We start from the raw sequence: 18,666 nt of genomic DNA, 5'->3' as shown, positions 1-18,666 counted from the left end.
ACACACCCTGCGCACAGGCTCGTCCGCTATTCTCGGAAAGGCCTGCCCGCCGATACCGAATCGGTGCGAGGAACGGCATACCGCGATCCGGGGAGTAGACCAGCATGGCCATCACGGACATCTTGGAGTTCGCACATCTGACCGACGAGGACATCGAGTCCCTCGGTCGTGAACTCGATGCCATCCGTCGGGACGTCGAGGACACCCGAGGACGCAAGGACGCGGAGTACATCCGCCGCACCATCGCGCTGCAGCGCGCGCTCGAGGTCGGCGGACGGCTCGCGATCATGGGTTCCCGCTGGCGCTCGGCCGCGCTGGTGGGCGCAGGTCTGCTGGCGGCCAGCAAGATCATCGAGAACATGGAGTTGGGCCACAACGTCTCTCACGGTCAGTGGGACTGGATGAACGATCCGGAGATCCACTCCACCTCGTGGGAGTGGGACCAGACCGGTCCGTCCGCGCACTGGAAGCGTGCGCACAACTACTCGCATCACACGTACACCAACATCGTCGGCATGGACCACGACGTGGGCTTCGGGATCCTCCGGATGACCCGCGACGAGAAGTGGCGGCCACGCAACCTGGTGCAGCCCCTGGGCAACCTGGTGCTGGCACTGACGTTCGAGTGGGGCATCGCTCTGCACGACCTGGACGCGGCGAAGCTCGAGGCCGGTGTTCCCGCGACGCAGCTGCTCTCGGAGCCGAACAAGGAGTTCGCTCGGAAGGTCGTGTCGCAGGTCGGCAAGGATTTCGTGCTCTTCCCGCTGCTCGCGGGTCCGGCGTGGCGTCGTGCACTCGGGGCGAACCTCACCGCCAACGTGGTGCGGAACCTGTGGGCGTACGCCGTGATCTTCTGCGGTCACTTCCCGGACGGCGCCGAGAAGTTCACGATGGGCCAGTTCGAGACGGAGACCCACGAGGAGTGGTACCTCCGGCAGATGCTCGGCAGCGCCAACTTCACGGCCGGCCCCACGATGGCGTTCATGAGCGGCAACCTCTGCTACCAGATCGAGCATCACCTGTTCCCGGACCTGCCGAGCAACCGGTACGCCGAGGTGGCCGTCCGGGTGCGCGCCCTGTGCGACAAGTACGACCTGCCGTACACCACCGGCAACCTGGCGACCCAGTACTGGAAGGCGCTGCGCACCATCTTCAAGCTGTCGCTGCCCGACCAGTTGCTTCGTCGCACGTCGGACGACGCGCCGGAGACCAGTTCGGAGCGCCGATTCCAGAGCTCCGGCTCCTCCGTCGTGGACCGGGTGCGGTTCGATCCGGTCACCGGTCGCAAGCGCGGACTGCGGTCGGCCCTGCACGAGGCGCGGCTCGAGGCGCGTCAGGCAGTGAAGCGGGTCACAGATACGACGGCGTAACCTACGGGTGCGTAACTTCCGGTAGAGTAACCACGGTCAGGCCCACACGGGCATCGACCACCTGCCGAGGAGTGACCACATGGCGATTTCCGACGTCAAGGAATATGCCCACCTCACCGAGGCCGACGTCGAGGCGCTGGGCCATGAACTCGACGCGTTGCGTCGGGAGATCGAAGAGTCGCGCGGCGAGAAGGATGCGCGGTACATCCGCAACACCATCCGTTTCCAGCGCTCCCTCGAGGCCCTCGGCCGCACCACGATGCTCGCCAGCAACCACCGCGCCGCGTGGTGGGCCGGTAGCGCGATGCTGGGTGTCTCGAAGATCGTCGAGAACATGGAGCTCGGCCACAACGTCATGCACGGCCAGTGGGACTGGATGAACGACCCGGAGATCCATTCCACCTCGTGGGAATGGGACAACACCGGTCCGTCCGAGCACTGGAAGCAGACCCACAACTACATCCATCACAAGTACACCAACGTGCTGGGCATGGACGACGACGTGGGCTACGGCCTCATCCGCGTCACGCGTGACCGCAAGTGGGTCCCGTTCAACGCCGGCAACCTCGTCTACAACACGCTGCTGATGCTCCTGTTCGAGTACGGCGTGGCGGTACAGCATCTCGAGCTGGGCAAGGCCGTGAAAGGCCGTGTGCCCAAGGAGGAGACGCGACGGAAGCTGAAGGAGGTCGGCGACAAGGTCGGCCGCCAGATGCTGAAGGACTACGCGATCACGCCGGCCATCACGTCGCTGTCGCCCGCCGCGTCCTACCGTAAGACGTTGACCGCCAACATCATGGCGAACGTCATCCGTAACATCTGGACGAACGCCGTCATCTTCTGCGGTCACTTCCCGGACGGTGCGGAGAAGTTCACGCGCCACGACCTTCAGGACGAGACGCAGGGGCAGTGGTACCTCCGACAGATGTTGGGCAGCGCCAACTTCCACGCCGGACCGACCCTCGCCTTCATGTCGGGCAACCTCTGCTACCAGATCGAGCACCACGTGTTCCCCGATCTGCCGAGCAACCGGCTCGCCGCGATCAGTGTGCGGGTCCGCGAACTGTGCGAGAAGTACGACCTGCCTTACACCACAGGGCCTTTCCTCGCCCAGTACGGCAAGTCCTGGCGCACCATCGCGAAGCTGTCGCTCCCCGACAAGTACCTCAAGGCCACGGCGGACGACGCACCGGAGACGGCATCCGAGCGCAAGTTCGGCGGCCAGGTCACGTCCACCGTCGATCCGGTCACCGGGCGCCGTGCCGGTCTGCTGACCGCGATCAAGGAATCCAAGCGCGGCACGGGACTGCGAAAGCTGCTCTCGCGCTGATCGATCGGTCGGAGCTCCGTCAGTAGGAGTCGTTCGACATCACGGCCACCAACAGCAGGCGAACCGCGGCGACGCGGTTCGCCTGCTGTCCTGTCAGGGTGTCCAGAGCGCACTCCGGGTCGGCCGGCGGCCCGAGGTGTGTGCAGCCGCGCGGGCAGTCCTCGATGGTGACGGCGAGGTCCGAGAACGCCGCGACGACATCCTCCGGCGAGATGTGGGCCAGCCCGAAGGACCGGATACCGGGAGTGTCGATGACCCAGCCTCCACCCGGAAGATGCAGCGACACCGACTGAGTCGACGTGTGCCGTCCCTTGCCGACGCCGGAGACGATGCCGACGGCGCGATGTGCCTCCGGCACCAGCCGGTTCACCAGGGTCGACTTGCCCACCCCCGAGTGGCCGATCAGCGCGGACGACTTCCCGGTGATCATCGCCAGGAGCTCGTCCAGCGGACGGTCCCGGCCCACCAGCACCACCGGCACGTCGAGGTCGGCGAAGACGGCGGCGAACTCGTCGGACGACGCCAAGTCGTCCTTCGTCAGACACAGCACGGGTCGGAGACCACCCACGAACGCTGCCACCATCGCGCGCTCGACGAAGCCCGAGCGGGGTGGCGGGTCGGCCAACGCCACCACGATCAGCAGCTGGTCCGCGTTGGCCACCACGACACGCTCGTACGGATCCGTGTCGTCGGCGGTGCGCCGCAGAACCGTTCGTCGTTCGTCCACGCGGACGATGCGGGCCAGGGCGTCGACGCGTCCCGAGACGTCGCCGACGATGCCCACCGCGTCACCGACGACGATCGGGGTCCGGCCCAGTTCGCGCGCTCGCATGGCGACCACGAGGCGCTCGGGATCGTTGTCGATCACGCAGCCCCACCGGCCGCGATCCACCGACACCACCATCGCGTCCGAGGCGTCGGCGTGGGTGGGCCGCGTCTTCGTTCGTGGGCGCGTGCCCTTGCCCGGCCGGACGCGGACGTCCGACTCGTCGTACACCCGCCGGATCAGCGTGCACCACCTCCGGCCAGCATGGCGCTCCAGAGGGTCGCGAACCCCGGCAGCGTCTTGGCGGTGGAGTCGATGTCGTCGACCTCGACGCTCGGGACGACCAGACCGATCACGGCGCCCGCCGTGGCCATGCGATGGTCGGCGTACGCCCGCCAGGGCCCGCCGTGCAGCGGCGCCGGCTCGATGATCAGGCCGTCCTCGGTCTCCTCGACACCGCAGCCCAGAGCGCCGAGTTCCGCCGTGAGTGCGGCGAGCCGATCCGTCTCGTGCCCGCGCAGATGGGCGATCCCGCGCAGGCGCGAGGGGGACCCGGCCAGGGCCGCCATCGCCGCGACCGTGGGGGTCAGCTCGCCGATGTCGTGCAGGTCCACGTCGACGCCCTCGAGCTTCTCGGGCCCCCGCGCCGTGAGCGACTCGGCAGTGAGCAACACCTCGGCCCCCATCGACGTGAGGATGTCGCGGAACGCGTCACCGGGCTGCGTCGTCCGGGCAGGCCACCGGGGCACGGTCACCTCACCGCCCGTGACGGCCGCCGCGGCGAGGAACGGGGTCGCGTTGGACAGGTCCGGTTCCACGACACGGTCGACCGGAGCCACAGCGCCGGGATGCACGCGCCACCGGTTCGGAACGCCCGAGTCCTCGGGAGTCTCCACCTCGATCCCGCTCTCGCGCAGCATCTCCACCGTCATGTCGATGTGAGGCATCGACGGCACCGGGGGACCGACGTGCTCGACGACGAGGCCCTCGTCGAACCGCGCCGCCGAGAGCAGGAGCCCCGACACGAACTGGGACGACCCGGACGCGTCCAGTCGGACCGTGCCCCCGCGGACCCGGCCCGTGCCGTCGACGACGAACGGCAACCGGTCCCCGCTCACGGGAACACCGAGGGCGCGGAGCGCGTCGAGAATGGTCTGCTGCGGGCGCGAGCGGGCGTGCTCGTCGCCGTCGAAGCGCGAGCGACCGGTGGCCAGCGCGGCGACGGGGGGAACGAAGCGCATGACGGTGCCCGCCAGCCCGCAGTCCACGTCGCCGCCGCGGCCGGGTCCGGGGGTGACCCGCACCGTCGTCCCGTCGTCGTCGGGGGACTCCACGACGGCACCCAGGGTGCGCAGCGCATCGATCATCAGATCGGTGTCACGGCTGCGCAGAGCGCCGGTCACCGTCGACGTTCCGTCCGCGAGCGCCGCGAGGATCAGGGCGCGATTGGTGATCGACTTCGACCCCGGGAGGTCGACGGTCGCACGGACGGGCTGCGGGGCGAGGGGCGCGATCCAGGACGTCACGGTCACAGTCTCTCACTGGCGGACGCGCGTCGGATGTCCGCGACGGTCGCGGCGGTGGCCCGGACGAGATCCTGTGCGGAGAGTTCGATCTCCAGGCCGCGCCGACCGCCGCTGCAGAAGAGGGTCGAGTGCCCGAGTGCCGACGTGTCGACGACCGTGGGCAGGGGCGTGCGCTGACCGAGCGGGGAGACGCCCCCCAGGACGTAGCCCGTCGACCGGCGCACGGCTGCGGGATCGGCCATCGACACCTTGCTCGCCCCGAGGGCGGCGGCGACGGACTTCAGGGCGAGCATGTCCGGAACGGGAAGAACCGCGACCGCCAACGAGGAGCCCGTCGACACGACCAGGGTCTTGAACACCCGATCCGCCGACACACCGAGGCCGGCGGACAGTGCGTCGACCGCCTCGTCGCCGTACTGCTCGGTGCCGCGGTCGTGCTCGTAGGTGTGGACGGTGAACTCGATTCCGAGCCGCGTCAGCATCGTCGTCGCGGGAGTAGCCGATCCGGCCATGGCGTCGTGGTCCCTTCCCACCGTGATCACCCGCCCCGCGAGTACGTCGAGAACGTCGTGATCGGCTGCTGATACACGACATTCTGGCCGTACTCGCGGAGACGGTCCGGCAGCGGGGGGAACACGACGGCGGCCACGGCTGTTGCACGCAGCATCAGGACGGCGCGCACTGTGCGCCGCCGCTCGACGGAGGAGGGCGTGTGAACGTCGTTGCACCGGAGCGCTCCGGAGCCGAGAGGCTCTCGGCGACGCTGACGAATGTGGTGGTGATCCCATCGGTAAAGTGGAGTCCGGACGACCACGGTGAGCTCACCGGTTCCCGGACGTCCGAGGTCGACACCTCGGAGGACGGGGCGGTCGCCGCGGGGCACACGAGAGGGGCCAGCGTGACGGATCAGCCACAGACCGAGACCGGCACCACGACGGGCGCCGTCGATCCTGCGATCCTCGAGACAGAGGACGGCATCCGCTCGCGGGAGAACGCTGCGGATCTGACGGCGCGGTTCGAGCGTGACGCGCTCCCGCTGCTCGACCAGCTGTACGGCGCGGCCCTGCGGATGACGCGGAACCCGTCCGACGCCGAGGACCTGGTCCAAGAGACGTACGTGAAGGCGTACACGGCGTTCAAGAGCTTCCGCGAGGGCACGAACCTCAAGGCGTGGCTCTACCGGATCCTGACCAACACCTACATCAACTCGTACCGGAAGAAGCAGCGTCAGCCGGCGCAGTACCCGACGGACGAGATAACCGACTGGCAGCTCGCGGCCACCGCTGAGCACTCGTCCACCGGTCTACGGTCAGCCGAGGTCGAGGCGCTGGACGCCCTGCCCGACGACGACATCAAGGCGGCGCTGCAGGCGTTGCCCGAGGAGTTCCGCATGGCGGTGTACTACGCCGACGTCGAGGGATTCCCGTACAAGGAGATCGCCGAGATCATGGGCACGCCCATCGGCACCGTGATGTCGCGGTTGCACCGCGGCCGCAAGCAACTGCGCAACGAACTGGCGGAGGTCGCTCGCGACCGTGGATTCAACCGGTCCGCCGCGGCGACCGAGGAGGTAGCACGATGAGCGGCAACGAGTTCGAGGACCTGGACTGCTCGGCCGTCATCGCCGACGTGTGGACGTTGCTCGACAACGAGTGCGACGAGGCCAGCAGGCAGCGCGTGCAGCGTCACCTCGACAGTTGCGGTTCGTGCCTCGCGCAGTACGGCATCGAGGAGAAGATCAAGTCTCTGGTCGGCCGCAAGTGCGGCGGCGAGCGGGCTCCGGAAGGCCTGCGGGAGCGCCTGACGCTGGAGATCCGGCGGTCGGTGACCATCACCGCCACCGAGGACTGACCGCCCACACGACGAAGGGCCGGGACGCTGTGCGTCCCGGCCCTTCGTCGTGTGGTGCTCGTGATCAGCTGTTGGGGCGCTTGCCGTGGTTGGCTGCATTTCCCTTACGGCTGCGCTTCTTGCGTCCTCGCTTGCCCATGGTGGATCTCCTTCCTGTTCCACCCAGTTTCTCACGTGTGGTTGGCTGTACGACGAGCGGCCGTGCCTCCGGCGTGGTCCGTTCACCGAACGAGTCGACACGCGCGTGCAGACGAGCGGAACGGAACAGGGGGACCGTGATGGCCGAGGACGTCCGAGCCGAGATGGTGTCGACGGTGTTCCAGATCGTCGTCGCCGAGGGTGATCACGTGAACGAGGGCGACGCCGTGGTGGTGCTCGAGTCGATGAAGATGGAGATTCCCGTGCTCGCCGAGTCCGCGGGCACCGTGACGTCCATCGGAGTCGCCGTGGGCGACGTCATCCAGCAGGGCGACCTGATCGCCGTCATCTCCTGATCCGGTCACCACTCTGATCAGCCGACGCCGTACCGGGACAGGGTGATTCGTCGTGTCCACGCTGTCCGAGATGCTCGCCGAGCACACCGACCTGCCGGGTACGGCGGTCGATCATCTGCAACGCGTCGTGGGGGAGTGGCAGATCCTCGCGGACATCTCCTTCGCGGACCTGCTGCTCTGGGTGCCCGTCGACCATCCCGGATCGCGTGCGGTGACGTCGTCGGACACGGCGACGGTGGTGTGCGTCGCGCAGTGTCGTCCGACGACGGCCCCCACGGTGATCCCGTCGGACACGGTCGGTGCGGTGGTCGGGGAGACCGAACATCCCCAGGTCGCGGAGTGCCTGCGCACGGCGTCGATCGTGCGCGGCGGTGGTCGCCTCCCCGACGATCAGGGTCCGCCCCACGACGCCGTTCCCGTGCGCGTCGACGGCCGCGTGGTCGCCGTGCTGACGCGTGACTCCGCGCCGGTCTCCGGCCGACCGCCGAGCTTGCTGGAGGCCGCGTACCGCGACTGCGCCCACCACCTCTCCGACATGATCGCGGAGGGGTCGTTCCCCTCGCCGTCCGAGAAGACGGACGTCAACTCGAGCCCACGCGTCGGCGACGGGTTCATCCGCCTCGACACCGCCGGCATGGTCACCTACGCGAGCCCCAACGCGGTGTCCGCCTACCACCGGATGGGGTTGACGGCAGATCTCCCCGGCCACGACCTCGCTGCGTCGACCCGGTCGCTCGTCACCGATCCCTTCGACGCGGAGGAGATCGCCGCCACCATCGGAGCGGCCGTCACGTCCGCCGGGGGACGACGGATGGAGGTGGACGCTCGCGGTGCCACCGTGCTGCTGCGCACGGTTCCGCTGCGCCCGGCCGGCACGTCCGTGGGCGCTCTGGTACTGGTCCGGGACGTCACCGAGGTGAAGCGTCGCGATCGCGCGCTGCTGAGCAAGGACGCGACCATCCGCGAGATCCATCACCGGGTCAAGAACAACCTGCAGACCGTCGCTGCTCTCCTGCGTCTGCAAGCTCGCCGGACCGACAACGACGAGGCCAAGGTCGCGCTGAGCGAATCGGTCCGCCGGGTCACCTCCATCGCCCTCGTCCACGACGTGCTGTCGACGTCGGTGGACGAGGTCGTCGACCTGGACGAGGTGGTCGACCGCCTGGTCCCCGTCATGGTCGACATCGGCTCGCTGTCCGCGGACGTCACCGTCGGTCGCGAGGGCAGCCTGGGCGTGTTCCCGGCCGAACGGGCCACTCCGCTGATCATGGTGCTCACCGAGCTGGTCCAGAACTCGCTCGAGCACGGGTTCGATCCGGGTGCGCGAGGCCGTGTGACCATCGAGTCCCGACGGTCCTCCCGCATGCTGGAGGTCACCGTGCGCGACGACGGCCGTGGAGTCTCCGACGACTTCGACGCGTCGGCGTCCGACCGGCTGGGACTGCAGATCGTCTCGACACTCGTCACGGTGGAGTTGGGCGGCACCATCAGCGTCGCGGCCGGGCGGGACGGGGGCACCGCCGCCGAGCTCCGCGTCCCGCTCGGACGCCGGGAGCCACGCGGCTGACCCGGGTTGCGAACTCCCGTCGGACACACAAAAGGCCCGGCACCATGCGGTGCCGGGCCTGCGTGCGTCTCACGAGCTGTGTCAGACCGCCGAGCGTGCGCGAGTACGCGCGTTACGACGCTTCAGCGCGCGACGCTCGTCCTCGCTCATGCCGCCCCAGACGCCCGCGTCCTGACCGGACTCGAGAGCCCAGGACAGGCAGTCTGCGGTGACGGGGCACCGGTTGCACACGACCTTGGCATCAGCGATCTGTGCGAGTGCCGGGCCGCTGTTTCCCACCGGGAAGAACAGTTCCGGGTCCTCGTCGCGACAGATAGCCTTGTGGCGCCAATCCATCCTCTTACTCCTCACTGAGCGCACGACGGCGCTGTCGAATAACTGATCCTGGACTCACATCCGGATCGTGGGCTTGTTGTCCTGCAGTTCGCGAGCGCGGCAACCAATGTTTCCGCACTGTTACTTGTGAATGCTTTCACGAACCAAGCAGAAGTCAAGAGATGACGCGGTGCGGGTGGCCAAGCTCACTGGACCCGATTTGGTTTCACACCCGACGTCTGGTACCCGGATCGGGAGATGTGAAACACAGTAGCTTGGCCTACGGGGTATCGCCAGGTAAAGGCGCCACGACGGCGAGGGCGTCCGGTGCGGACGCGAATTCGACCTCGGTGCGTTCTCCCAGGTAGTCGCCGTCGACCTGCAGGCCGGTCGGTTCCACCGAACGCACGCGAATCCATTTCACGTCGTCCTCTCGGAGAAGCGCCCGAGAATGCGGACCGGACGTTCCGGACAGCATTTGCACGACCACTCGCAACGTCGTGAACACCTTCGTGGATCGCATTGCGAATATGCCGAGTCCGCTGTCGAACGAGGTGCCGGGGTTCGTCCGGACCGGACGTGCGTCGAGGAACGTCCACGGATCGGAGTTGGTCACGAACGCGAAGTGAACGCCCGTCACGGCCTCGCCGGTGTCGGTCTCCACGGTGAGGTGCGGGTCGCGGCGCTTGCGGCGGAAGAACGTGGTGACCGCGGTCCGGACGTAGCGCGAGGGCGTGACCGCCTCGCCGCCCTTGCGGCCTCGATCGATCGCGTCGCACACGTCCGCGTCCCATCCGAGGCCGGCGTTGAACAGGAACCATGTCTTGTCGCAGTGCCCCAGGCCGATGCGCCTGCTCGTTCCCGACTCCAGCAGATCGATGAGCTGGTTGGTGGCCTCGACCGGGTCCCTCGCGATGCCCAGCGAGCGAGCGAACACGTTGGCGGATCCGCCCGGGACGACCGCCAGCAGCGGCACGGGTCCCACGGTGACCGACTGCATGGAGGTCGGGGCAGGAACACCGAGAAGTCCGTTCACCACCTCGTTCACCGTTCCGTCGCCGCCGTGCACGATCACCAGATCGATACCGGCCCGGCGGGCCTCGGTCGCGAGTTCGCTCGCGTGTCCACGGTGCGTGGTGTGGAGCACTCTGAGCGACACCCTGCTCGCGAGCGCATGCGCCACCAGGTCTCGGCCGGCAGCCGTGGTGGACGTGGCGTTCGGGTTGACGATGAGGATGGCTCGCACGATCACTCAGAGTAGACGCGAGCGGCGGCGGCTCACGACCACCGGCGCGTGACCGTCGGCCACCTCGCGCGTGTGCTCTAGGGTGGCCTGGTGCGTCCGAAGCTGCCCGATTCCGGTGTTCCGGCACCGGTGCGCGCCGCGGGCCTGTTGGTGTCCGTGCAGGGCGCCACGGCGGTCGTGGTGGCACTCGTCCTGGTGATCCGCGGCGCCGCCGGCGCCGACGAGAGCGTCATCAACGGTTTCGGCACCGCGATCTGGTTCGCCGCACTCGGGGGCGCCGTGCTCACCGGTGGCATCGCCCTGATCCTCGGGCACCGCTGGGGCCGCGCCATCGCGATCGTCGCGCAGCTGTTGTTGCTCCCGGTGGTCTGGTCGCTCCTCACCGATTCCGGGCGGCCCGTGCTGGGCTCGTTGCTCGGCATCGTCGTCATCGGCGTCCTGGTCTGTCTGTTCAGCGGCCCCGCCACGCGGTGGCTCGCCGACGACTACGTCGAGACCGACGACGCCTGAGCGGCTCTCCGACCGACGCCGGGCAGCTCAGGAACCGAGGCGAGGATCCACGTTGTGGGTGTGGATCTGCCGGTACTCGTGCTCGTACCCCAGCACGGTGAAGCCGGCGGGCGCCAGCGCGAAGCGCTTTCCCTCGGTCACCGGTTGCTCGACCCACCGCGCGATGACCGACCTGGAGAAGTGGCCGTGCCCGACGAGCACGACGTCGCGCTCGGCGAGGGTGGGAACGACGACGGACAGGACGAGATCGGCCCGGGCGGACACGGCGTCGATGGTCTCGCCGGACGGTGACGGATGCGTCCACACGGTCCAGTGCGGCGCGGTCTCCCGGATCTGCGGAGTGGTCAGGCCCTCGTAGTCGCCGTAGTCCCACTCGACCAGCGCGTCCCACACCCGATCGACGGTGAGTCCGGCCAGCTCCGCCGTCCGCAGCGCCCGCGATCGGGGGCTGCTGACCACCAGGGGACGTTCGAGCCCGAGCGCCGCGATGCGGTCCCCGGCGGCGCGGGCCTGGTCCTCCCCGTCGGCGGTGAGAGCGATGTCCGTCCGTCCGGTGTGTCGACCGCTCGCCGCCCACTCCGTCTGCCCGTGACGGATCAACACCAGTCTGGCGTCGGAGCGCCGCGGCGACGTCCCGGACCCTCCGGACGATGCGGGTGCCGGGTCACGGGGGTCGGGGTCTGCCATGGCTCGATCATGCTCCCGGGTCGCGCCGCGTCGATGACGGAGGTCGTCCCGGTGACGGAGGTCTCGTGAAATCCGCTGGTGATCGCCGCCGGTGGGGTGTTTACTTCCTTGGTCCGATCACGCGACACCCGGCCTCGATGCCGGCGGATACAGATCAGCCAGGAGACTCCGCATGACCGATCAGAGCACCGAGAAGGTCGCGCAGGGGTCCCCGAACACCCCCGGGCAGGGTGGTGTCGACACCGGTCAGGGGCTGGACGCGGCCGTCCTCAAGATCGCCGCCGTCATCGTCATCGGCGCCATCATGTCGATCCTCGACGTGACCGTCGTGAGCGTGGCGCTGCCGACCTTCGCCTTCGAGTTCCAGACGTCCTACGCCAACGTCGCCTGGACCATGACCGGCTACACCCTCGCTCTCGCGACCGTCATCCCGCTGACCGGCTGGGCCGCGGACCGGTTCGGTACCAAACGCCTCTACATCCTGGCGCTGATCCTGTTCGTCGCCGGATCGATGCTGTGCAGCGTCGCGTGGGACATCACGTCGCTGATCGTGTTCCGCGTCCTGCAGGGCTTCGGCGGCGGCATGCTCATGCCGCTCGGCATGACGATCCTGACCCGCGCCGCCGGTCCCGAGCGCATCGGTCGTGTCATGGCCGTCCTGGGCGTACCGATGCTGCTCGGTCCGATCGCGGGCCCGATCCTCGGCGGGTGGCTCATCGACGCGGCGAGCTGGCACTGGATCTTCCTGATCAACGTGCCCATCGGCGCCGTGGCGCTGGTGGCCGCGTGGGTCATCCTCCCGAAGGACGCACCCGAGCCCTCGCAGTCCTTCGACTTCGTCGGCATGCTGCTGCTGTCGCCGGGCCTCGCGCTCTTCCTGTTCGGCGTCTCCTCGATCCCCGAGACCGGAACGGTGATGTCGGCTCGCGTACTGGTCTCCGCCGTCGTCGGGCTCGTCCTGGTCGCGGCGTTCGTGCGCCACGCCCTGCGGACCGAGCACCCGCTGATCGACCTCCGGCTGTTCGCCAACCGTCACCTGTCCGTCGCGGTGATCGCGATGAGCCTGTTCGCCATCGCGTTCTTCGGCGCGGGCCTGATCTTCCCGAGCTACTTCCTGCAGGTCCGCGGGGAGACCACGCTCATGGCCGGCCTGCTGCTCGCCCCGCAGGGACTCGGGGCGATGGTGTCGATGCCCATCGCCGGACAGCTCGCCGACAAGATCGGGCCGGGCAAGATCGTGATCACCGGCATGGTGTTCGTGACGCTGGGCATGGCCGTCTTCACGCAGGTGGGATCCTCGACCTCGTACGTCGTCCTGCTCGGCGCCCTGTTCGTCATGGGGTTGGGACTCGGCGCGACGATGATGCCGATCATGACCGCCGCGCTCCAGACGTTGGACGACGCGTCCGTCGCCCGCGGTTCGTCGCTGATGAACATCATCCAGCAGTCGGCCGGGTCGATCGGTACGGCCGTGATCTCGGTGGTGCTCACCAACCAGCTGCTCGACCGGGCGGCTGCGGGACCCGCCATCGCGGCACAGCGTGACCCGGCGATCGCCGAGCAGATCGGGCCGAATGCCGTGCAGGCAGGACTGGCGCAGGCAGCCGACGCGTTCGGCGGCACCTTCCTGGTGGCCACGATCATCGTCGCGTTCACCTTCGTGCCCGCATTCCTGTTGCCGCGCAAGAAGTTCCAGCGTGCAGACCAGGGTGACGCCGTTGCGCGCGGTGCGATGCTGCACTGAGCTCGGCCTTCGTTCCACCCCGTTCGGCCCGGTGCGGCATCACGCCACGCCGGGCCGAACGTCGCTCGACACACCGAGTGATGCCAAGATCGTGCTGTGACGACGATCCTGGCAGTGGCCAACCAGAAGGGTGGCGTCGCCAAGACGACCACCGTGGCATCGCTGGGAGCGGCGCTCGTCGCTCTGGGCCGACGAGTACTCGTGGTGGACCTCGACCCGCAGGGAAGTCTGACCTTCTCGCTGGGGCACAACCCCGACAAGCTGGAGACCTCGATCCACGAGGTCCTCACCGCCGGGGTTCCCGTGGGCGACGCCGTGCTCGGCACGGACGAGGGTGTGGACCTGCTCCCGGCGACCATCGACCTGGCCGGCGCCGAGGCGCTGTTGCTCATGCGTCCGGGCCGCGAGTACACCCTCAAACGCGCCCTCGCGCCCCTCCTCGAGAACTACGACGTCATCGTGCTGGACTGCCCGCCCTCACTGGGCGTGCTCACCCTGAACGGGCTGACGGCTGCGACGAGCGTGCTGATCCCGCTGCAGTGCGAGACGCTCGCTCACCGCGGTGTGGGTCAGCTGCTGCGCACCGTCAGTGAGGTCCAGCAGATCACCAACCCCGATCTGACACTCCTGGGCGCCCTCGCGACCCTGTACGACGCCCGCACCACGCACAGCCGTGACGTCCTCGCGGACGTGTCCGGTCGGTACGACATACCGGTGCTCGCGCCGCCGATCCCGCGCACCGTGCGGTTCGCGGAAGCGTCGGCGTCCGGCACCTCGGTGATCGCGGGACGTCAGAACAAGGGCGCTCAGGCGTACCGCGACCTCGCCGACAACCTGGCCGCGCACTGGACCGAGGGCGCACCCCTGGCCACGTACGACGCCGACGCCTGAGGCTCAGCCCAGGGCGACGGTCTCGGCACCGCGGCGCTCGAACACGCTGGTGCCGAGGACGGACAGTGCGACCGGTCCGGTGTACTCGCCGCGGTCCACCGCGATCGTGCGGGAGGCGACGCCGTTCTCCGGATCCACCACCGCGATACCGCCGGGAACCGGGACGAGGAGCTGACCGGCCATCACAGCACCCGCGCCGAGAGTTCCGGCGAGAACCCAGCGCTGTGACAGATCGGACTGCGTGAAGCCGACGGTGTCGGCGCCCGTCCACCAGGAGACGACGGAACCGGTACGCACGATGTCGGATGCGAGGGCGTCGGCGGACGGTGTGGTGACGTCGGCGGTCACGGCCTGCGCGGAGACGAAGTTGGCGGACCCGTCGAAGAGTGCCACCCGGGCGACCTCGCTCCCGGCCGGGGGGAGGTAGACCGCGAGGCGGTCCCCGACCACCGCGAGGACGCGTGCTGCCGCTGCGTCCGCGGGGACGTCGGCCAGGATGGTCGAGCCGTACACGTCGGGCACCGTGTTGTCCTTCGGTGCGGGGTTCATCGACGTCAGGCGCAGGCCTTCCTCACCGGGGCACCGTTCCAGCACGGCGAGGCGGGTGCTCGCGGACGCGCTCGACACGAGGTCGCATCCGGTGCGGGGTTGGCTGCGCGGGTTGACCGGGGCGTCGACACGCCCGTACTCGAGTGTGCGCACGAGGTCGGAGCGCCAGAGTTCGAGGCGCGTGGCGCCGAGTTCGGTCACGTACGTGCCGTCGAACGACAACCGGACCGGGTCGTCGGCGTCGTTGGTGCGCTGGTCCTCGCGCGCTCCGGTGGACCCGTCGAGCTCGGTGACCTGGCCGCATCCCCGGCCGTCCCGGAACACCGCCACCGCCGCGTCCCACGCCCCCACGACCGAGCAGAGGGCCCGGTCACGCGTGTAGGACCAGGACGGCGAGCCGGTGGCGGGATCGAGTCCGGTCACCGCGTCGCCGGTGGAGACGACGACGGCTCCGCCGACGGTGGTCGGTGCCCCGGTTCCGGTGTCGTCGGCGCGCCAGATCTCCGAGAACGACTCGGGCACCGACAATGCCGATGCCGGGGCGGTGAGAGGCACGTCGGCGACCACGGACGTGGTGCCGCGAGCGTCGCTGCGGAACCAGATCACCGAGGCGCCCACCAGGACGACCACGACGATCACCACAGCGGCGATCACGTCGACGCGGGTGCGCCGTTCGGGAGCGAGCACGTCAGGTACGTGACGGTCAGTCGGACGTACCGGCGGACGACGAGGCCTCCGCCGACGCGCCGTTCTCACCGGCGTGCGCCGCGGACCCGGCGGACGACCGGCGTCGACGCCGACGACGGGGCTTGTCCGACGTGGATCCGTCACCGGACGCCTCGGCGGGACCTGTCGTGGCCGAACTGTCCGCGGTGGCGGCAGCGTCGGCGTGGCCCCCGCCGCGGGTGCGGCGACGTGACCGGCTCCGGCGCGACGTGGTGGTGGCCTCGCCGTCCGACGCCTGGTCCGAGTTCTCGCTCCGGCTCGAGCGGGTGTCCGTCTTCTCGGCGGCGGGAGTCTCGGCGCGCCGCTTCGCGATGCTGCCCGTGGTGCCGTGCGGGATGTTCAGTTCCGCGTACAGGTGCTCGGAGCTGGAGTACGTCTCCACCGGGTCGGGGATGTCGAGGCCCAGGGCCTTGTCGATCAGCTGCCAGCGGGGGATGTCGTCCCAGTCGACCAGCGTGACGGCGATACCGGTGCGGCCCGCACGACCCGTACGTCCGATGCGGTGGACGTACGTCTTCTCGTCCTCGGGGCACTGGTAGTTGATGACGTGGGTGACGTCGTCGATGTCGATACCGCGCGCCGCGACGTCGGTGGCGACGAGCACGTCGATCTTGCCGGAGCGGAACGCCGCGAGCGACTTCTCGCGGGCGACCTGCCCGAGATCACCGTGGACGGCGCCGACGGAGAATCCGCGCTCGGCGAGATCGTCGGCGACCTTCTGGGCAGTGCGCTTGGTGCGCGTGAAGATCATCGTGGCGCCGCGGCCCTCGGCCTGCAGCACCCGCGCGACCATCTCCGCCTTGTCCAGTGCGTGTGCCCGGTAGACGTGCTGGGCGGTGCGCTCGTGGATCGCGGAGGACTCGGCCTCCTCGGCGCGGATGTGCGTCGGCCGAGTGAGGAACGTGCGGGCGAGCGTGATGATCGGCCCGGGCATGGTCGCCGAGAACAGCATGGTCTGACGCTTCTCCGGCACCATGCTCATGAGGCGCTCGATGTCGGGGAGGAAGCCCAGGTCCAGCATCTCGTCGGCCTCGTCGAGCACCAGGACGCCGACCTTGCCCAGGACGAGGTGGCCCTGCTTGGCCAGGTCGAGAAGTCGTCCGGGGGTGCCGACGACGACGTCGACGCCGGTCCGCAGGGTCTCGATCTGGGCCTCGTAGGGCCGTCCGCCGTAGATCGACATGACCTTCACGCGACCGTTGGCCGAGTGCAGGTGCTTCGACGCGTTCTCCAGGTCGGAGGTGACCTGGACGCACAGCTCGCGCGTGGGAACGATGATCAGCGCACGCGGGGTGCCGTCCAGGACCGTGGTGCCCGAGCCGTCGGCCGGACCGGTGGCGAGACGGTGCAGCAGCGGGACGCCGAAGCCGAACGTCTTGCCCATGCCGGTGCGGGCCTGGCCGATGAGGTCGTCGCCCGCGAGTGCCAGGGGAAGCGTGAGTTCCTGGATCGCGAACGTGCGCTCGATGCCGATGTCGGTCAACCCACGGACGATCTCGGGGTGAACGCCCAGCTCGGCGAAGGTCGGGGGAGTGTGGGTGGTGTCCAGGGTGGCCGAGACGGTGGTCTCCGCCACGTCGTCGGTCTCGTGGTCCACAGTGATCTTGCTCAGTGTTTCGGCCTTTCTCGTCTCTCGCCTCGCACGCACGACGAGGGCCAGGCCGCTCCGCGGCCGGTGTCGAAACCCTCGATTCGTCGACAGGCGCGATCGGGGTCGGCCGCAGATGCGGCGACACGATCGGCGGCAGACACGAATCAGGTGCGCGCACAATGTCGTGAGCACGGCTCCCGGTGCTCGCCGCGATCGCCTCCGACAGAGGTGACCACGGTGCGTCGGGCCGGCGTGCGGACCGTCTCGGTCCCTGCTGCCGGCGCCGGTGGAGCGTGCTCGCGACCTATTCTACCTGGTCGGCACCCGACGCCGCGGTTCCGCTCGCGCGAGCCGTGTCGACGGTAGTCTCGGCAGCCATGCGAACAGATTCGGATCCACAGCACGGCGGGTCCACTCCGAACGTCCCGTCCGGGTCCGACGAGGGCCTTGCGACCGGGGGAACCGTGCCGGGTGATCACCCCGGAATCATCAGTCTCCTGGGCGTTCTCGCGTACGGCGAGATCTCGGCGTTCTACCGGTTGGTCGACGACGCTCGGATGGCCCCGACGCTCGGCGACCGCATCGCCATGGCGAGCATGGCGGCCGCCGAGATGAACCACTTCGAGGTGCTCGAGGCGGCCCTCGCGGAGCGCGGGCGCGACGTCCTGTCGGTCACCGAGCCTTTCGCCGCCGCTCTCGACGCTTACCATGCCTCGACGCTGCCCTCGACGTGGATGGAGGTGCTCGTCAAGACCTACGTCGCAGACGGCCTCGCCGCCGATTTCTACCGCGAGATCGCGCACAGCCTCCCGGACGACATCGCCGCCACCGTGCGCGAGGTGCTCGCCGAGACGGGCCACTCGGAGTTCGTCGTCACCGAGGTGGTGGCGCGTGTCGCGGCGAGTGCCGCGGACAAGGACCGGTTGATGCTCTGGGGACGCCGCCTGCTCGGGGAGGCCATCACCCAGGCGCAGTTCGTCCTGGCGCAGCGCGAGGAGCTGACCGAACTGGTCATGACGGCGTCGGGCGATTTCAACGGCATCGTGGCGCTGTTCGACCGCATGCAGGTCCGGCATTCCGAGCGGATGGCGATTCTCGGCCTCGTCTGACTCGTGTCGGTGTTCGCTGTGGGCGTGTGCGTCACGCACTCACCGGCGGCCGGTGCTGCTCTAACCTGAAGTGGACAGCAGGTTCGCGACAACGTTTCGGAGGTCGGCCGTGGAGGTCAAGATCGGAATTTCGGACAGCCCACGGGAATTGGTCATCAACAGCGCGCAGACGCCCGACGAGGTGGAGACCCTGGTCTCGAAGGCCTTCGGCGGCGAGGGTGTGCTGTCGTTGGTGGACGAGAAGGGCCGCAAGTTCCTGGTGCCCGCGGGCAAGCTCGCGTACGTGGAGATAGGTCCGTCCGACAGTCGTCGGGTCGGTTTCGCGTCGTCCGGCACCGCCTGACCGACGCGCCCACCGCGCACGAGGAACGGCCCCGCACCTGCTGGTGCGGGG

Annotated in this window: 21 protein-coding genes; 11 read left to right on the top strand and 10 right to left on the bottom strand. The window is 69.0% G+C overall.

All coding sequences use genetic code 11. From position 1 onward, the window contains the following. Positions 1-104 precede the first annotated feature (104 nt). Both HQ312_RS11605 and HQ312_RS11600 read left to right on the top strand, forming a co-directional pair. Entirely contained in the window at positions 105-1,370 is a 1,266-nt protein-coding gene (locus HQ312_RS11605; RefSeq protein WP_222638674.1) for a fatty acid desaturase, read from the top strand. A gap of 79 nt (positions 1,371-1,449) precedes the next feature. Further along, the gene (locus HQ312_RS11600) at positions 1,450-2,700 is read left to right on the top strand and encodes a fatty acid desaturase (protein ID WP_056447802.1); all 1,251 of its coding nucleotides are present in this window, start codon (positions 1,450-1,452) and stop codon (positions 2,698-2,700) included. A 19-nt stretch (positions 2,701-2,719) separates the two neighbouring features. On the opposite strand, the gene rsgA is transcribed toward HQ312_RS11600, so the two are convergent. The 4 genes from rsgA to HQ312_RS21915 are packed head-to-tail and all read right to left on the bottom strand — an operon-like array spanning position 2,720 to position 5,659. Then, positions 2,720-3,697, bottom strand: coding sequence for a ribosome small subunit-dependent GTPase A (gene rsgA, locus HQ312_RS11595; protein ID WP_155957112.1), 978 nt, complete (start codon positions 3,695-3,697; stop codon positions 2,720-2,722). 8 nt (positions 3,698-3,705) lie between these two features. Continuing rightward, on the bottom strand, positions 3,706-4,992 hold the full coding sequence (gene aroA / locus HQ312_RS11590) for a 3-phosphoshikimate 1-carboxyvinyltransferase (RefSeq protein ID WP_308123876.1): 1,287 nt from the start codon (positions 4,990-4,992) through the stop codon (positions 3,706-3,708). Positions 4,993-4,994: 2 nt separating this feature from the next. Next, entirely contained in the window at positions 4,995-5,504 is a 510-nt protein-coding gene (locus HQ312_RS11585) for an aminoacyl-tRNA deacylase (RefSeq protein WP_222638672.1), read from the bottom strand. A gap of 26 nt (positions 5,505-5,530) precedes the next feature. Beyond that, positions 5,531-5,659 (bottom strand): hypothetical protein, encoded by a 129-nt coding sequence (locus HQ312_RS21915; RefSeq protein ID WP_261776164.1) that lies wholly within the window; start codon positions 5,657-5,659, stop codon positions 5,531-5,533. A 288-nt stretch (positions 5,660-5,947) separates the two neighbouring features. Here HQ312_RS21915 and HQ312_RS11580 point away from each other — a divergent pair, with 288 nt between their 5' ends. Then, positions 5,948-6,574, top strand: a complete 627-nt coding sequence (locus HQ312_RS11580) for a sigma-70 family RNA polymerase sigma factor (protein WP_037186858.1) — start codon at positions 5,948-5,950, stop codon at positions 6,572-6,574. Beyond that, positions 6,571-6,843, top strand: coding sequence for a mycothiol system anti-sigma-R factor (rsrA, locus tag HQ312_RS11575; RefSeq protein ID WP_027506855.1), 273 nt, complete (start codon positions 6,571-6,573; stop codon positions 6,841-6,843). The genes HQ312_RS11580 and rsrA overlap by 4 nt, the downstream gene beginning before the upstream one ends. A gap of 64 nt (positions 6,844-6,907) precedes the next feature. Here rsrA and HQ312_RS22305 read toward each other — a convergent pair whose 3' ends face one another. Continuing rightward, complete coding sequence (locus tag HQ312_RS22305) at positions 6,908-6,982, bottom strand: 50S ribosomal protein bL37 (RefSeq protein ID WP_110293457.1); 75 nt, start codon at positions 6,980-6,982, stop codon at positions 6,908-6,910. Positions 6,983-7,121: 139 nt separating this feature from the next. Here HQ312_RS22305 and HQ312_RS11570 point away from each other — a divergent pair, with 139 nt between their 5' ends. Together HQ312_RS11570 and HQ312_RS11565 are read left to right on the top strand one after the other, a co-directional pair. Then, a complete protein-coding gene (locus HQ312_RS11570; RefSeq protein WP_027506854.1) occupies positions 7,122-7,337 on the top strand; it encodes a biotin/lipoyl-binding carrier protein in 216 nt (71 codons plus the stop codon). Between the two features lie 52 nt (positions 7,338-7,389). Further along, the gene (locus HQ312_RS11565; protein ID WP_222638671.1) at positions 7,390-8,904 is read left to right on the top strand and encodes a sensor histidine kinase; all 1,515 of its coding nucleotides are present in this window, start codon (positions 7,390-7,392) and stop codon (positions 8,902-8,904) included. A gap of 81 nt (positions 8,905-8,985) precedes the next feature. Here HQ312_RS11565 and HQ312_RS11560 read toward each other — a convergent pair whose 3' ends face one another. Both HQ312_RS11560 and HQ312_RS11555 read right to left on the bottom strand, forming a co-directional pair. Beyond that, the gene (locus HQ312_RS11560) at positions 8,986-9,240 is read right to left on the bottom strand and encodes a WhiB family transcriptional regulator (RefSeq protein ID WP_027506852.1); all 255 of its coding nucleotides are present in this window, start codon (positions 9,238-9,240) and stop codon (positions 8,986-8,988) included. A 259-nt stretch (positions 9,241-9,499) separates the two neighbouring features. Continuing rightward, positions 9,500-10,465, bottom strand: coding sequence for a diacylglycerol kinase family protein (locus HQ312_RS11555; RefSeq protein WP_027506851.1), 966 nt, complete (start codon positions 10,463-10,465; stop codon positions 9,500-9,502). Positions 10,466-10,552: 87 nt separating this feature from the next. Here HQ312_RS11555 and HQ312_RS11550 point away from each other — a divergent pair, with 87 nt between their 5' ends. Next, a complete protein-coding gene (locus HQ312_RS11550) occupies positions 10,553-10,975 on the top strand; it encodes a hypothetical protein (protein WP_027506850.1) in 423 nt (140 codons plus the stop codon). A 27-nt stretch (positions 10,976-11,002) separates the two neighbouring features. On the opposite strand, the gene HQ312_RS11545 is transcribed toward HQ312_RS11550, so the two are convergent. Beyond that, positions 11,003-11,662 carry an acid phosphatase gene (locus HQ312_RS11545; protein WP_081821426.1) on the bottom strand — a complete coding sequence of 220 codons (660 nt, stop codon included), beginning with the start codon at positions 11,660-11,662 and terminating at the stop codon, positions 11,003-11,005. 172 nt (positions 11,663-11,834) lie between these two features. Between HQ312_RS11545 and HQ312_RS11540 the strand changes: the two genes are divergently transcribed. Together HQ312_RS11540 and HQ312_RS11535 are read left to right on the top strand one after the other, a co-directional pair. Continuing rightward, positions 11,835-13,406: a DHA2 family efflux MFS transporter permease subunit gene (locus HQ312_RS11540; protein ID WP_222638670.1), complete on the top strand. Its 1,572-nt coding sequence runs from the start codon at positions 11,835-11,837 to the stop codon at positions 13,404-13,406. A 96-nt stretch (positions 13,407-13,502) separates the two neighbouring features. After that, a complete protein-coding gene (locus tag HQ312_RS11535) occupies positions 13,503-14,297 on the top strand; it encodes a ParA family protein (RefSeq protein WP_222638669.1) in 795 nt (264 codons plus the stop codon). A gap of 3 nt (positions 14,298-14,300) precedes the next feature. Here the strand turns inward: HQ312_RS11535 and HQ312_RS11530 are convergent, their stop codons facing one another. Then, positions 14,301-15,533, bottom strand: a complete 1,233-nt coding sequence (locus HQ312_RS11530; RefSeq protein WP_222638668.1) for a hypothetical protein — start codon at positions 15,531-15,533, stop codon at positions 14,301-14,303. 16 nt (positions 15,534-15,549) lie between these two features. Then, positions 15,550-17,220 (bottom strand): DEAD/DEAH box helicase, encoded by a 1,671-nt coding sequence (locus HQ312_RS11525; protein WP_037186721.1) that lies wholly within the window; start codon positions 17,218-17,220, stop codon positions 15,550-15,552. A gap of 320 nt (positions 17,221-17,540) precedes the next feature. Here HQ312_RS11525 and HQ312_RS11520 point away from each other — a divergent pair, with 320 nt between their 5' ends. Together HQ312_RS11520 and HQ312_RS11515 are read left to right on the top strand one after the other, a co-directional pair. Continuing rightward, positions 17,541-18,272, top strand: coding sequence for a ferritin-like fold-containing protein (locus HQ312_RS11520; protein WP_051613614.1), 732 nt, complete (start codon positions 17,541-17,543; stop codon positions 18,270-18,272). Positions 18,273-18,381: 109 nt separating this feature from the next. After that, positions 18,382-18,615, top strand: coding sequence for a DUF3107 domain-containing protein (locus HQ312_RS11515; RefSeq protein ID WP_027506844.1), 234 nt, complete (start codon positions 18,382-18,384; stop codon positions 18,613-18,615). Positions 18,616-18,666 lie beyond the last annotated feature (51 nt).

It is taken from the genome of Rhodococcus sp. BP-316 (genome assembly GCF_019836105.1).
Taxonomy (GTDB): domain Bacteria; phylum Actinomycetota; class Actinomycetes; order Mycobacteriales; family Mycobacteriaceae; genus Rhodococcoides.
The sequence above is the reverse complement of the archived record's forward strand: the minus strand, read 5'-3'. Positions and strand labels throughout refer to the sequence as shown.

Bases quoted from the DNA above. Each gene is read 5' to 3' on its own strand.
- HQ312_RS11600 (WP_056447802.1), top strand. From the start codon at position 1,450: ATGGCGATTTCCGACGTCAAGGAATATGCCCACCTCACCGAGGCCGAC.
- HQ312_RS11570 (WP_027506854.1), top strand. From the start codon at position 7,122: ATGGCCGAGGACGTCCGAGCCGAGATGGTGTCGACGGTGTTCCAGATC.
- rsrA (WP_027506855.1), top strand. From the start codon at position 6,571: ATGAGCGGCAACGAGTTCGAGGACCTGGACTGCTCGGCCGTCATCGCC.
- HQ312_RS11585 (WP_222638672.1), bottom strand. From the start codon at position 5,504: ATGGCCGGATCGGCTACTCCCGCGACGACGATGCTGACGCGGCTCGGA.
- HQ312_RS21915 (WP_261776164.1), bottom strand. From the start codon at position 5,659: ATGCTGCGTGCAACAGCCGTGGCCGCCGTCGTGTTCCCCCCGCTGCCG.
- HQ312_RS11545 (WP_081821426.1), bottom strand. From the start codon at position 11,662: ATGGCAGACCCCGACCCCCGTGACCCGGCACCCGCATCGTCCGGAGGG.
- HQ312_RS11540 (WP_222638670.1), top strand. From the start codon at position 11,835: ATGACCGATCAGAGCACCGAGAAGGTCGCGCAGGGGTCCCCGAACACC.
- HQ312_RS11605 (WP_222638674.1), top strand. From the start codon at position 105: ATGGCCATCACGGACATCTTGGAGTTCGCACATCTGACCGACGAGGAC.
- HQ312_RS11560 (WP_027506852.1), bottom strand. From the start codon at position 9,240: ATGGATTGGCGCCACAAGGCTATCTGTCGCGACGAGGACCCGGAACTG.
- HQ312_RS11520 (WP_051613614.1), top strand. From the start codon at position 17,541: ATGCGAACAGATTCGGATCCACAGCACGGCGGGTCCACTCCGAACGTC.